We start from the raw sequence: 14194 nt of genomic DNA, 5'->3' as shown, positions 1-14194 counted from the left end.
ACGCCCGGTTACATTCCGAACCCGGAAGCTAAGCCTTACAGCGCCGATGGTACTGCAGGGGGGACCCTGTGGGAGAGTAGGACGCCGCCGAACTCCTTTTAGAGCTCTGGCTCTTGGGCACACAGCCCAGGGGCCAGAGCTTTTTTGCGTTGAGGTAAGGTCAGGAGGCATCGTTGGCTCGTTTCCCACAGGAGGCTCCCGGGTGGAGGTCCAGGAGACCCGCGTCCAGACTGACCGGGTCCTCACCATCCCCAACATCCTCAGCATGGCGCGTCTCGTCGGCGTGCCCGTCTTCCTGTGGCTGATCCTCAGGCCCGAGTTCGGTGGCCCGCAGAGCGACGGCTGGGCGCTGTTGGTGCTGGCCCTGAGCGGAATCAGTGACTACCTGGACGGCAAGCTCGCGCGGCGGTGGAACCAGATCAGCAGCCTTGGCCGGCTGCTTGATCCCGCAGCCGACCGGCTCTACATCCTGTCGACTTTGGTGGGCCTCACCTGGCGCGAGATTCTGCCTCTCTGGCTGACGATTGTGCTGCTGGCGCGAGAGTTGGTTCTGCTGGTGATGGTGGGCATCCTCAGGCGGCACGGCTATCCGCCGCCGCAGGTGAACTTCCTGGGGAAGGCCGCCACCTTCAACTTGATGTATGCCTTCCCGCTGCTCTTGCTCAGTGACGGAAGTGGATGGATCTCGTCACTCGCTGCTATTTTCGGATGGGCGTTCGCCGGATGGGGTACAACGCTGTACTGGTGGGCAGGAGTCCTCTACGTGGTACAAGTCCGCCGCCTGGTCCGTGCGGACGCCATGGCCGATTGAACTCGCCGCTCGGTGCGGCCGTAGCGCCGCGATGGCCCGCGGTGGAAAAGTGCGGGACAATCTTGGCGGGTGAAGTCGGCTAGACCGTCGTCTCTTAGAGGAGGACGCTTCCGACATGAAGGCCGTCGTGATGGCCGGAGGCGAAGGCACACGCCTTCGTCCCATGACCTCAAGCATGCCCAAGCCGCTCCTGCCTGTGGCCAACCGCCCGATCATGGAGCACGTGCTGAGGCTGCTCAAAAGGCATGGGCTCAACGAAACCGTCGTGACCGTCCAGTTCCTGGCCTCCCTGGTCAAGAACTACTTCGGTGACGGGGAAGAGCTCGGGATGGAGCTCACCTATGCCAACGAGGAGAAGCCACTCGGTACCGCCGGAAGTGTCAAGAACGCCGAAGAGGCGTTGAAGGACGATGCTTTCCTCGTCATCTCCGGTGATGCCCTGACGGACTTCGACCTCACCGAGCTGATCAATTTCCACAAGGAAAAGGGCGCGCTGGTCACGGTCTGTCTGACCCGTGTGCCCAACCCGCTGGAATTTGGCATCACCATTGTCGACGAAGAGGGCAAGGTCGAACGCTTCCTTGAGAAGCCGACCTGGGGACAGGTCTTCTCGGACACCGTGAACACCGGTATCTATGTCATGGAGCCCGAAGTCTTCGACTATGTCGAGCCCGATGTGCCCGTCGACTGGTCCGGCGACGTCTTCCCGCAGTTGATGAAGGAAGGCAAGCCGATCTACGGCTATGTTGCCGAGGGCTACTGGGAGGATGTCGGCACCCACGAGAGTTATGTGAAGGCGCAGGCCGATGTCCTGGAGGGCAAGGTCGACGTCGACATCGACGGCTTCGAGATCTCCCCCGGTGTATGGGTGGCGGAGGGCGCCGAGGTGCATCCGGATGCCGTTCTGCGTGGACCCCTCTACATCGGGGACTATGCAAAGGTCGAAGCCGGTGCCGAAATCCGCGAGCACTCCGTCGTGGGCTCGAACGTCGTCGTCAAGAGCGGGGCGTTCCTGCACAAGGCCGTGGTGCACGACAACGTGTACGTGGGGCCGCACAGCAACCTTCGGGGCTGTGTCGTCGGAAAGAACACGGACATCATGCGCGCGGCCCGCATCGAGGACGGCGCGGTCATCGGCGATGAGTGCCTGATCGGCGAAGAATCGATCGTCCAGGGCAATGTGCGGGTCTACCCGTTCAAGACCATCGAGGCCGGCGCCTTCGTCAATACCTCGGTCATCTGGGAGTCCCGGGGACAGGCGCATCTCTTCGGCGCCCGCGGTGTGTCCGGAATCCTGAACGTGGAGATCACTCCGGAACTGGCGGTGCGTCTCGCCGGCGCGTATGCGACGACGCTGAAGAAGGGCTCCACCGTCACCACGGCCCGCGACCACTCCCGCGGTGCCCGAGCGTTGAAGCGCGCGGTCATCTCCGCACTGCAGGCCAGCGCCATCGACGTACGGGACCTGGAGAACGTACCGCTGCCCGTGGCCAGGCAGCAGACCGCGCGGGGGAGTGCCGGCGGGATCATGATCCGGACGACGCCCGGGGTTCCGGACTCGGTGGACATCATGTTCTTCGACAGTCAGGGCGCCGACCTGTCGCAGGGCAGTCAGCGGAAGCTGGACCGGGTGTTCGCGCGGCAGGAGTATCGGCGTGCGTTCCCCGGCGAGATCGGTGACCTGCATTTTCCGGCCAGTGTCTTCGACTCGTACACCGGATCCCTGCTGCGGAACGTCGACACGACCGGGATCGCCGAGTCGGGGCTCAAGGTCGTCGTGGACGCGTCCAACGGCAGTGCCGGGCTCGTGCTGCCGAGTCTGCTCGGGAAGCTCGGGGTCGACTCGCTGACCATCAATCCCGGTCTGGACGAGTCCCGGCCGACGGAGTCGGCCGACATGCGGCGGTCGGGGCTGGTGCGGCTCGGGGAGATCGTGGCGTCCTCGAGGGCCGCTTTCGGTGTGCGGTTCGACCCGGTGGGTGAGCGGCTGTCTCTGGTCGACGAGAAGGGCCGCATCATCGAGGACGACCGGGCGCTGCTGGTGATGCTGGACCTGGTCGCCGCGGAGCGGCGCAGCGGGCGGGTGGCGCTGCCCGTGACCACCACCAGGATCGCCGAGCAGGTGGCGGCCTACCATGGCACGCAGGTCGAGTGGACGACCACCTCTCCCGACGATCTGACGCGTGTCGGGCGTGAGGAAGGGACCATCTTCGGCGGCGATGGCAAGGGCGGGTTCATCGTTCCCGAGTTCAGCGGCGTCTACGACGGTACGGCCGCCTTCGTACGGCTGATCGGGCTGGTGGCGCGGACGCAGCTCACCCTGAGCCAGATCGACGCGCGGATCCCGCGGGCGCACGTCCTCAAGCGGGATCTGGCGACTCCGTGGGCCGTCAAGGGGCTCGTGATGCGGCGGGTCGTCGAAGCGGCCGGAGATCGCTTCGTGGACACCACGGACGGCGTGCGAGTCGTGGAGACCGACGGGCGCTGGGTGATGGTGCTGCCCGACCCTGCCGAGGCGGTCACCCACCTGTGGGCCGAGGGGCCCGACGACGCCTCCGCGCAGGCGCTGCTCGACGAGTGGTCGGCGGTCGTGGACAGCGCGGGTCGGTAAAACGCGCTGCACGCGTGCGTGCCGGACAAGTGTCCCCAAGGGGGCCTGTCCGGCACGCCGGTGGGGCCGTTCGTGGGTAGTGGTCGCGACGTGCGACGATGTGCGGCATGCCGCAGCAACCCCCCGTTCGGAGCAGTCCTACGCGGCCCGCACGCCCGGACGCGTCCATGTCATTGATCACCAACGTCATGGACCACAGCCTCGACGACGGATACGCCGAGGCCGCCGCGCGGAAGAAGGCCGACGGCTCCGGTGGCATGCCGAAGACCCTCAGGGCCAAGCTCGGACTGGCCGCCGGCCTGGTGCTCGCGGCCCTCGTCGTGACCGTCGGAGCGGCACAGGCGCGGGTCGCGGCCCCCGTCGTCGCCCATGAACGCGAGGAGCTCGTCGACCGCATCGACCGGGAGACGGAGACGGCGGACAAGCTGGAGGAGAGCGTCGACAAGCTGCGTGAGGACGTGAGCGCGCGGCAGCGGGAGGCGCTGGAGAAGAGCGGCGGCAGCGACCAGTCCCAGCTGGTGGGCATCCTCTCGGGGGCCACAGAGGTGCACGGTCCCGGGGTGAAGCTGGTCGTGAACGACGCGAAGGAAGCCACCGCGGGCGGTGAGGGCGATCCGCGGGAGACCTCCGGGTTCTCCGACACCGGCCGGGTGCGGGACCGGGACATGCAGCGCGTGGTCAACGGGCTGTGGGAGTCGGGTGCCGAGGCCGTCTCCATCAACGGGCAGCGGCTGACGGCGCTGTCCGCGATCAGGGCCGCGGGTGACGCCATACTGGTCGACAACAGGCCGCTGGTGCCGCCGTACACGGTGCTGGCGGTGGGGGACGGCGAGCGGCTGAGCACCAGGTTCCAGAACAGCCCCGACGGGCTGTATCTGCACGCCTTGCAGGAGAGCTATGGAATCCGGACCGGCATCTCGGTGGAGGACGACCTCCGGCTTCCTGCCGCGCCGAGTGTGATCGTACGTACAGCACAGCCGAGAACTGAGAAAGGCACATCGTGATCGCCGTACTGGGCCTCGTCGTGGGAGTCGTGGCCGGCCTGTTGGTCCGGCCCGAGGTTCCGGCGGCCGTCGAGCCTTATCTGCCGATCGCCGTCGTGGCGGCGCTCGACGCCGTCTTCGGCGGTCTGCGGGCCATGCTCGACGGCATCTTCGACGACAAGGTCTTCGTGGTGTCGTTCCTGTCGAACGTGGTCGTGGCCGCACTGATCGTGTTCCTGGGCGACAAGCTGGGTGTGGGGGCTCAGCTGTCCACCGGTGTCGTGGTCGTGCTCGGCATCCGCATCTTCTCCAACGCCGCGGCGATCCGACGGCACGTCTTCCGGGCGTGAGGCCGATGAGCGAGCACGAGAAGGCGGACGAGAAGCCCCAGAACCGGCTCCGTGAAGAGCTGCCCGAGGAGGTGCCCGGAACGGCTTCCGCGGCCGCGGAAGCCGTTCCGGAGGAGAGGCAGCCCGAGCTGACCGGCAGGGAGCGGCTGGTGAAGGGACTGTGGCCGCCGCGCGTCACCCGGGCCCAACTCATCGTCGCGGTGCTGCTGTTCGGTCTCGGTTTCGGTCTGGCCGTCCAGGTGGCGTCGAACAGCGACAGCGACAGTGCCCTGCGGGGCGCGCGGCAGGAAGATCTTGTGCGCATCCTCGATGAACTGGACGACCGTACTCAGCGTCTTGAGGACGAGAAGCAGGGGCTCGAGAAGCAGCGGGACGAGCTGGAGAACAGCTCGGACCAGGCCGAGGAGGCTCGCAGGCAGACGGTCGAGAAGGAGCGGCAACTCGGGATCCTGGCGGGCACTGTGGCCGCGCAGGGCCCTGGCATCACGATGACGATCGAGGACACGAAGGGGACGGTTGAGGCGGACATGCTGCTCGACGCGGTCCAGGAGCTGCGCGCGGCCGGCGCCGAGGCGATCCAGGTGAACGGCGTGCGGGTCGTGGCGGGCACCTATCTCACGGACTCGGGCAAGAGCGTGAGCGTCGACGGGAACAAGATCAACGCGCCCTATCGTTTCAAGGTCATCGGCAAGCCGCAGGACCTGGAACCGGCGCTCAACATCCCTGGAGGCGTGGTGCAGACTCTGGAGAAGGAACAGGCCACCGTTACGGTTGAGCGGTCGAGCAAGATCGTCGTGGACGCCTTGCGGGCGGTGAAGCGGCCTGACTACGCTCGGTCGTCCTCCCAGTGAACCGGGGGTGCATGGGGGCCGTCCGGCGGGGGCATGAGGTTGCGGGGGGTCGGCGCACCGAATGGGTGGTGCGTGGTGGAAACTGTCTGGTGGAGACGGACGTTGTCAGGATGTCCGGGTCGGCCAGTAGGTTCAGTCAGGGTTCGTCCTGCCCCACGGGCGGGTCTGTTTCGGTCAAGGGGAATCGCCCGTGAAGTTGTTTGCGAAGTTGTTCGGCAAGAGCGCGCGAGAGGGCAGCGACAACGCGACCGCCCGGCACCGCGCACAGCCTGACGCGGAGGGCCAGCGTCCGCTGTTCCGGGACCAGGTGGCTGGTCAGGGCGCGCCGTCGGTTGACCCTGCGCAGTCCAGCGGCATAGGTTTCGGACAACCGTCAACCTCAGGTACGGGTGGAGGGTTTTCCGGCCCGTATGCGTCGAACGCCCCGGAGGGGCAGCCGCGGCAGGAGGATCCGATGTCGGCCCTGGTGTGTACGAGGTGCGGTAACCGCAACGCGGAGAACAGCCGCTTCTGCTCCAACTGCGGCGCGCCGCTGCGGGCGGGGGCTGCGGCGGAGCGTTCCTCCGAGACGACCTCCACGATCTCCATCTCCGGTCTGGAGGCCTACGACGCCGAGGCCACAGGGCAGACGCAGATGCCGATGCTCTCTCCGGAGGCGCAGGCGGCCGTCGACGCGCTGCCGCAGGGCTCCGCGCTCCTGGTCGTGCGCCGCGGTCCGAACTCGGGCAGCCGCTTCCTGCTGGACAGCGACCTGACCACGGCCGGGCGCCACCCGCAGAGCGACATCTTCCTGGACGACGTGACGGTCTCCCGCCGGCACGTGGAGTTCCGCCGTAGTGCGGAGGGCACGTTCACGGTCGCCGACGTGGGCAGCCTGAACGGCACGTACGTCAACCGCGAGCGGATCGACCAGGTCGCTCTGTCCAACGGTGACGAGGTGCAGATCGGCAAGTACCGGCTGGTCTTCTACGCGAGCCAGCGGGGCTACTGACCGGCCCCCGGGCTCCGTCCGGGGGGACCCCAGGGAAGGTCCATGCGTCAAACACCGAGCGGCGGTGCCGGGCACGGCACCGCCGCCACGGACAGTGGGCTGATGAGCATCGGCACGGTGCTGAACGTGCTGCGCGACGAGTTCCCGGAAGTGACCGTCTCCAAGATCCGTTTCCTGGAGTCGGAGGGGCTCATCGAGCCGCAGCGGACTCCCTCGGGGTATCGAAAGTTCAGCAAGGGCGATGTCGAGCGTCTCGGCCATGTCCTGAGGATGCAGCGGGACCACTATCTGCCGCTCAAGGTGATCCGTGAGCACCTGGACGCCATGGAGCGCGGCGAGGCCGTGCAGCTTCCGGCGCTGAGCCGCCAGCGGGACGGCGAGACCGCGCCGGAGCCCTCCGACGGGCCGGCGGCGGCGCGGATCGGGCGGGCCGAGCTGCTCGCGGCCGCCGGGATCGGTGAGCAGGAGCTCGAAGAGTGGGAGTCGTACGGGCTGATCGCTCCGCTGCCCGACGGGGCGTATGAAGCCGAGGCGGCGACCGTGGCCTCGCTTATCGCCGAGCTGGGGCGGTTCGGGATCGAGCCGCGGCACCTGAGGGTGATGAAGGCCGCAGCCGACCGCGAGGCCGGGTTGGTCGACCAGGTGGTCGCCCCGCTGAAGCGTCACCGGAATCCGCAGACCAGGGCGCATGCGGAGGCCCGGGCCAAGGAACTGGCGGGGCTGACGGTGAAGCTGCACACGGCTCTGGTGCAGATGGCCCTCGGGGTGCGGCTGCCCTGAAACGGGTCGTATCGCGAGGCCGGATCGGCCACCCGTTCCCGGCCCGACTACCCAAACGTCCCGAGCACAGCCTAGGGTTGCTGTGTGAACGAGCTCGATGTCGTAGGTGTCCGGGTCGAAATGCCCTCCAACCAACCGATCGTGCTGCTGCGTGAAGTGGGAGGCGACCGTTACCTCCCCATCTGGATCGGACCGGGGGAGGCGACGGCGATCGCCTTCGCCCAGCAGGGCATGGCTCCTGCGCGACCGCTGACCCACGACCTGTTCAAGGACGTGCTGGAAGCCGTCGGTCAGGAGCTCACCGAGGTACGCATCACGGACCTGCGTGAGGGGGTCTTCTACGCGGAGCTGGTCTTCGCCAGCGGGGTCGAGGTGAGCGCCCGGCCGTCCGATGCCATAGCGCTGGCCCTGCGCACCGGAACGCCGATCTACGGCAGTGACACGGTGCTCGACGACGCCGGTATCGCGATCCCGGACGAGCAGGAGGACGAGGTGGAGAAGTTCCGCGAGTTCCTCGACCAGATCTCGCCGGAGGACTTCGGCAGCAGCAGTCAGTGAGGCGCGTGGGCGGCCGGCGGACGCTGCAGAAGGCACGGTCCGTGCGGGACGCGCCCACAGCCGGTGAGAAAGGACACGTCGGCCTGGGCCGGCGTCGAGTGAGAGCGTCCTGCGCCCTGCTCTGAGCGCATTCGGCTAGCCTTTCCCCGCGGTTGGGCATGGAAAACCACCCCTAGGGTGATTATCACTCGGCGTGCCGAGTGTGGCGGTCGTTGACGCACCCCTGGTGGCTGCCTACCGTCGAGAAGGCAGGTCAAGGACGGAGGTCGGCGTGAGAAGCAGCGGCGACGGTACGGCTGGGGGCGCCTCCGGGCCCAGTCTCGGGGCGAGCAGCGCTTACCCTCCCCCAAGCTCTCGGCTCCGTTCGAGCAGGGGGTACCCCCATCACAGCAGCGCCGCCGATCACGCTCCGCAGCGACCGACGGCCGTGCCGAGCAGCGGAGGGGCGACGTCCATGGCGTCCGAGCAGATCGGCTATCGCGGCCCGACGGCCTGTGCGGCTGCCGGTATCACCTACCGGCAGCTGGACTACTGGGCCCGCACCGGGCTTGTCGAGCCGAGTGTGCGGCCTGCCTACGGGTCCGGCACCCAGCGCCTGTACAGCTTCCGCGACGTCGTCGTCCTGAAGATCGTCAAGCGGTTCCTGGACACCGGGGTCTCCCTGCAGAACATCCGGACCGCTGTCCAGCATCTGAGGGAACGCGGTTTCCGTGACCTGGAGCGCATGACGCTGATGAGCGACGGCGCCACGGTCTACGAGTGCACCTCGCCGGACGAGGTCCACGCCCTGCTTCAGGGCGGTCAGGGGATCTTCGGTATCGCCGTCGGGGTGGTGTGGCGGGACGTCGAGAGCGCCCTGTCGCAGCTGCACGGGGAGCGGATCGACACCGGTGAGACTCTCGTCGGTCACAATCCGGCGGACGAGCTGGCGCGGCGGCGGAACCGGGCCGGCTGAGGCGTCCGGCCGGCTGGGGGTGTGGGGCTTCGTGTCCCGGGAGGCTCCTCGGTCTGTGCAAGCGGTTTCAGCAGCGGGGCTCCGGTCGGTGCGACAGGGCATTGTCAGTGGCGTAGGGCAGCATCGGAGATGTGAGAAACGCGCCCACGATCCTGCATCTCGACATGGATGCCTTCTTCGCCTCGGTGGAGCAGGCGTCCAAGCCGAGCCTGCGCGGGAAGGCCGTCATCGTGGGCGGGCTCGGGCCACGCGGGGTGGTCGCCACCGCGTCATATGAGGCGCGGGTCTTCGGCGTCCACTCGGCGATGCCCATGGCGCAGGCCCGGCGGCTCGCGCCGAACGCCGCGTATCTCGTGCCGCGCTTCGGGTTCTACCGGTCGATAAGCGAGCAGGTGATGGCGCTGCTGCGGGCGCTGTCGCCGCTGGTGGAACCGTTGAGCCTCGATGAGGCGTTCGTCGATCTGGAGGCGGGTGGGGCGGCCTGGGACGCGGAGTCGGCGCGGCTGGCCGGGACGAAGCTGCGTGCGGACATCCGGGAGGTCACCGGGCTCACGGGGTCGGTGGGGCTCGCCGCCTCCAAGATGCTTGCCAAGATCGCCTCCGAGCAGGCCAAGCCCGACGGGCTGGTACTGATCGAGCCGGGGACCGAGCGGGCGCTGCTGGGTCCCCTGTCCGTGCGGACGCTGCCCGGTGTGGGGCCGGCGACGGGTGACCATCTGCGGAGGGTGGGGATCCACACGATCGACGAGCTCGCCGAGGCGGGCGAGGACGAACTCGTACGGCTGCTGGGGAGGGCCCACGGGCACGCGCTGTACGCGATGGCGCTGGCGCGGGACGAGCGGCCCGTGGTGGCCGAGCGGGAGGCCAAGTCGGTGTCGGTCGAGGACACGTACGACGTGGACATCCATGACCGGGTGCGTATCGGTCTGGAGGTGCAGCGGCTGGCCGATCGCTGTGTGCGGCGGCTGCGTGGGTCCGGTCTGTCCGGGCGGACCATCGTGCTGAAGGTACGGCGGTACGACTTCTCCACGCTGACCCGGTCCGAGACGCTGCGCGGGCCCACGGACGACCCGGCGGTGGTGCGGGAAGCGGCCGCCCGGCTGCTGGACGCGGTGGACACGACGGGCGGGGTGCGGCTGCTCGGGGTGGGGGTGAGCGGACTCGCGGACTACACACAGGAGGACCTGTTCGCTCAGGCGGCCGGGGAGGCGGCTGCCGCTGCCGCGGACCATCGGGCCGAGGAGTCCGGCGACGAGCCCGCCGAGCAGCAGGCGCCGGCCGAGCGCCGGTGGTCGGCGGGGCATGACGTACGGCACGTCGAGTACGGGCATGGGTGGGTGCAGGGCAGCGGGCTGGGGCGGGTCACCGTGCGGTTCGAGACGCCCCAGTCGGGCCCCGGGCGGGTGCGGACCTTTCGGGTGGACGACCAGGACCTGGAGCCGGCGGATCCGTTGCCGTTGGTCCGGCGAAGACCCGGGGAGGCCGACTCATCGGCCAGGGGGCAAGGACCTGCGGAGGTGACGCCTGTGGCGCCGGGGCGGGCGGAGGTGGAGAGCGGGGGGTATCTGTAGGGCTTCTCGGTGGCTGTTCGGGGGCGGCAGGGCGGGGTGTCGAGCACGCCCGTCAGGTCTCCTCCTTGCCCGCCAGCTTGCCGACGTGGTGGTCCGGGGGCTGGGGAGGAGAGGCCACGTCGAGGCCGTAGTGGTGGTAGAGCTGGAGTTCCTGCTCGGGCGAGAGGTGGCGGCCGACGCCGAAGTCGGGGGCGTCCTTGATCAGGGCTCGGTCGAAGGGGACGCGGAGGGTGCCGTCGACCAGTTCGCTGGGCTCCAGGGGGACGAACGCGTCCCTGGAGAACAGGCCGGTGCGTATGGCCGCCCACTCCGGCACGCCGGTCGCGTCGTCGAGGTAGACCTCGTCGATGGTGCCGATCTTGTTGCCGTTTCGGTCGAACGCCTTGCGGCCGATCAGGTTGCGCGGATCGATGTCGGTCTGCACGGGCCCTCCACTAGGTCGCAATACATCCGTAAGCACTACCAAAGAGCACAATCAGGAAGGCGGCCACTCGAAGACTCTGGCGTTGCCCTCGCTGGTACGCTGACAAACGGCTGCTGACCCCGTGCGGGAGAGTCCTCCGGACACCATCGGAGGCGCCGAAGGAGCAAATCCTCCCCGGAATCTCTCAGGCACACGTACCGCACGGACGAGGTCACTCTGGAAAGCAGAGCGGGTGTCGACGGCTTCCGCTCTCACCGACGGTGCAAGCCGGCGGCCCTCGGGCGGTCCGGTGAAGCTCTCAGGTTGAGATGACAGAGGGGGAGGCCGTCCGGGTACCCGTCCGTGGTGCCCCTCGAAGGTCGTGTCAGACCAGGAGGCCTCCGCAATGACCGCCCACCGCATTCCGCTCTCCGAGCTCGAAAAGGGCATCCCCTTCGAGCAGCGTCACATCGGGCCCGACCAGGAGGCGTGGGCCAAGATGCTCGCGCAGGTCGGTTACGGCTCACTGGACGAGCTGACGGCCGCCGCGGTGCCGGAGGTGATCAAGAACACCGACGCGCTGGACCTGCCGGGCGCGCGCACCGAGGCCGAGGTGCTGGCCGAGCTGCGTTCGCTGGCCGATCGCAACCAGGTGCTCGACTCCATGATCGGTCTGGGGTACTACGGGACGTTCACCCCGCCTGTCATCCTGCGCAACGTCATGGAGAACCCGGCCTGGTACACGGCCTACACGCCCTACCAGCCGGAGATCTCCCAGGGGCGGCTCGAAGCCCTGCTGAACTTCCAGACGATGGTCGCCGACCTCACCGGGCTGCCGACCTCCGGCGCCTCGCTGCTCGACGAGGGCACCGCCGCCGCCGAGGCCATGGCGCTGTCCCGGCGCATGGGCAAGAACAAGAAGGGCCTGTTCCTGGTCGACGCGGACGCGCTGCCGCAGACCATCGCCGTGATCGAGACGCGTGCCGAGCCGACCGGTGTGGAGGTCGTGGTCGCCGACCTGAGCGAGGGCATTCCGGCCGAGGTCGCCGAGCGGGAGATCAACGGCGTGCTCGTCCAGTACCCGGGCGGCTCCGGTGCCGTACGGGACATCAAGCCCGTCATCGACCAGGCGCACGAGCTCGGCGCGCTCGTCACCGTCGCCGCCGATCTGCTCGCGCTGACGTTGCTGAAGTCGCCGGGTGAGCTCGGTGCGGACATCGCGGTCGGTACGACGCAGCGGTTCGGTGTGCCGATGGGCTTCGGTGGGCCGCACGCCGGTTACATGGCGGTGCGCGAGAAGTTCGCGCGCAGCCTGCCCGGGCGGCTCGTGGGGGTGTCGGTCGATGCCGACGGGAACAAGGCGTACCGGCTCGCCCTGCAGACGCGCGAGCAGCACATCCGCCGGGAGAAGGCCACCAGCAACATCTGCACCGCGCAGGTGCTGCTCGCGGTGATGGCCGGGATGTACGCCGTCTACCACGGCCCCGACGGGCTGACGGGCATCGCGCGGCGCACCCACCGGTACGCCGCGATCCTCGCCGAGGGGCTCAGGGCCGGTGGGGTCGAGGTCGTGCACGGCGCCTTCTTCGACACGCTGACCGTGCGGGTCGAAGGGCGGGCCGCCGAGATCGTCGCCGCCGCGCGCGAGAACGGCGTCAACCTGCGGCACGTCGACGCCGACCACGTCTCGATCGCCTGCGACGAGACCACCACGCGGGCCCAGGTGGGCGCCGTATGGACCGCCTTCGGGACCGACGGGGACGTCGAGGCGCTGGACGCGGCCACGGAGGACTCCCTGCCGGCCGCGCTGCTGCGCACCGACGAGTTCCTGACCCACCCCGTCTTCCACCAGCACCGCTCCGAGACCGCGATGCTGCGCTACCTGCGCAGGCTGGCCGACCGCGACTACGCGCTCGACCGCGGCATGATCCCGCTGGGCTCCTGCACCATGAAGCTCAACGCGACCACCGAGATGGAGCCGGTGACCTGGCCCGAGTTCGGGCAGCTGCACCCCTTCGCGCCGGCCGAGCAGGCGCAGGGCTACCTCACGCTCATCCGTGAGCTGGAGGAACGTCTCGCCGAGGTGACCGGGTACGACAAGGTGTCGCTGCAGCCCAACGCCGGGTCGCAGGGTGAGCTGGCCGGTCTGCTCGCCGTACGCGGATACCACCGGGCAGGCGGTGACGAGCAGCGGACCGTGTGCCTCATCCCGTCCTCCGCGCACGGCACCAACGCCGCCAGCGCGGTGATGGCGGGCATGAAGGTCGTCGTCGTGAAGACCGCCGAGGACGGCGAGATCGACGTCGAGGACCTGCGGGCGAAGATCGAGCAGTACCGTGACGAGCTGGCGGTGCTGATGATCACGTACCCCTCGACGCACGGCGTGTTCGAGGAGCACGTCGCCGACATCTGCGCGCAGGTGCACGAGGCCGGCGGGCAGGTGTACGTCGACGGAGCCAACCTGAACGCACTGGTGGGGCTGGCCGCGCCGGGGCACTTCGGCGGTGACGTCTCCCATCTGAACCTGCACAAGACGTTCTGCATCCCGCACGGCGGCGGTGGTCCCGGCGTCGGTCCGGTGGCGGTGCGTGAGCACCTCGCGCCGTACCTGCCGAACCATCCGTTGCAGCCCGCCGCCGGGCCGGAGACGGGTGTGGGCCCGATCTCGGCGGCGCCCTGGGGGTCGGCGGGCATCCTGCCGATCTCGTGGGCGTACGTCCGGCTCATGGGCGGTGAGGGGCTGAAGCGGGCCACTCAGGTGGCGGTGCTCAGCGCCAACTACATCGCCAAGCGGCTGGAGCCGCACTACCCGGTGCTGTACACCGGCCCCGGCGGGCTGGTCGCGCACGAGTGCATCATCGACCTGCGGCCGCTGACCAAGGCGACCGGAGTGAGTGTCGACGATGTGGCCAAGAGGCTCATCGACTACGGGTTCCACGCGCCGACGATGTCGTTCCCGGTGGCCGGGACGCTGATGATCGAGCCGACCGAGTCGGAGGACCTGGCCGAACTCGACCGGTTCTGCGAGGCGATGATCGCCATCCGCGCGGAAATCGAGAAGGTCGGTTCCGGCGAGTGGCCCGCGGACGACAACCCGCTGCGGGGCGCCCCGCACACGGCCGCCACGCTGGGCGGCCAGTGGGAGCACGCGTACAGCCGCGAGGAGGCCGTGTTCCCGGCCGGGGTGTCGGCCGCGGACAAGTACTGGCCGCCGGTGCGCCGCATCGACCAGGCCTTCGGCGACCGGAACCTGGTCTGCTCCTGCCCGCCGCTGGACGCGTACGAGGACTGAGCCGGCGTAGCCGGGCGGAAAGGGCTCCGCTTCCGGGC

12 protein-coding genes, 1 rRNA gene and 1 riboswitch are annotated in these 14194 nt (G+C 68.8%); of the genes, 12 read left to right on the top strand and 1 reads right to left on the bottom strand.

What is annotated here, in order from left to right; genetic code table 11:
- The 11 genes from rrf to NW895_RS36120 form a co-directional block, all read left to right on the top strand.
- Positions 1-93 (top strand): 5S ribosomal RNA (rrf, locus tag NW895_RS36170); the annotation flags it as partial.
- Positions 94-202: 109 nt separating this feature from the next.
- Positions 203-811 (top strand): CDP-alcohol phosphatidyltransferase family protein, encoded by a 609-nt coding sequence (locus tag NW895_RS36165; RefSeq protein ID WP_289941110.1) that lies wholly within the window; start codon positions 203-205, stop codon positions 809-811.
- Between the two features lie 115 nt (positions 812-926).
- Positions 927-3422, top strand: coding sequence for a mannose-1-phosphate guanyltransferase (locus NW895_RS36160; protein ID WP_289941109.1), 2496 nt, complete (start codon positions 927-929; stop codon positions 3420-3422).
- 167 nt (positions 3423-3589) lie between these two features.
- Positions 3590-4426 (top strand): DUF881 domain-containing protein, encoded by an 837-nt coding sequence (locus NW895_RS36155; protein WP_289941108.1) that lies wholly within the window; start codon positions 3590-3592, stop codon positions 4424-4426.
- Entirely contained in the window at positions 4423-4755 is a 333-nt protein-coding gene (locus tag NW895_RS36150) for a small basic family protein (protein ID WP_003977440.1), read from the top strand. The genes NW895_RS36155 and NW895_RS36150 overlap by 4 nt, the downstream gene beginning before the upstream one ends.
- Before the next feature lie 5 nt (positions 4756-4760).
- Positions 4761-5606, top strand: a complete 846-nt coding sequence (locus NW895_RS36145) for a DUF881 domain-containing protein (RefSeq protein ID WP_289941107.1) — start codon at positions 4761-4763, stop codon at positions 5604-5606.
- Positions 5607-6060: 454 nt separating this feature from the next.
- Positions 6061-6597 carry an FHA domain-containing protein gene (locus NW895_RS36140; RefSeq protein WP_289941106.1) on the top strand — a complete coding sequence of 179 codons (537 nt, stop codon included), beginning with the start codon at positions 6061-6063 and terminating at the stop codon, positions 6595-6597.
- A gap of 42 nt (positions 6598-6639) precedes the next feature.
- On the top strand, positions 6640-7377 hold the full coding sequence (locus NW895_RS36135) for a MerR family transcriptional regulator (protein WP_289941105.1): 738 nt from the start codon (positions 6640-6642) through the stop codon (positions 7375-7377).
- Between the two features lie 84 nt (positions 7378-7461).
- On the top strand, positions 7462-7935 hold the full coding sequence (locus tag NW895_RS36130) for a bifunctional nuclease family protein (protein WP_003988851.1): 474 nt from the start codon (positions 7462-7464) through the stop codon (positions 7933-7935).
- A gap of 271 nt (positions 7936-8206) precedes the next feature.
- Positions 8207-8890, top strand: a complete 684-nt coding sequence (locus NW895_RS36125) for a MerR family transcriptional regulator (protein WP_289941104.1) — start codon at positions 8207-8209, stop codon at positions 8888-8890.
- A 131-nt stretch (positions 8891-9021) separates the two neighbouring features.
- Positions 9022-10461 (top strand): DNA polymerase IV, encoded by a 1440-nt coding sequence (locus NW895_RS36120; protein WP_289941103.1) that lies wholly within the window; start codon positions 9022-9024, stop codon positions 10459-10461.
- A gap of 52 nt (positions 10462-10513) precedes the next feature.
- On the opposite strand, the gene NW895_RS36115 is transcribed toward NW895_RS36120, so the two are convergent.
- Positions 10514-10885, bottom strand: a complete 372-nt coding sequence (locus tag NW895_RS36115) for a PRC-barrel domain-containing protein (RefSeq protein ID WP_289941102.1) — start codon at positions 10883-10885, stop codon at positions 10514-10516.
- A 114-nt stretch (positions 10886-10999) separates the two neighbouring features.
- Positions 11000-11095: riboswitch (glycine riboswitch) on the top strand.
- Between the two features lie 175 nt (positions 11096-11270).
- Between NW895_RS36115 and gcvP the strand changes: the two genes are divergently transcribed.
- Positions 11271-14156 (top strand): aminomethyl-transferring glycine dehydrogenase, encoded by a 2886-nt coding sequence (gcvP, locus tag NW895_RS36110; protein WP_289941101.1) that lies wholly within the window; start codon positions 11271-11273, stop codon positions 14154-14156.
- Positions 14157-14194 lie beyond the last annotated feature (38 nt).

The organism is Streptomyces sp. S.PNR 29, assembly GCF_030386795.1.
Taxonomy (GTDB): Bacteria; Actinomycetota; Actinomycetes; order Streptomycetales; family Streptomycetaceae; genus Streptomyces.
The sequence above is the reverse complement of the archived record's forward strand: the minus strand, read 5'-3'. Positions and strand labels throughout refer to the sequence as shown.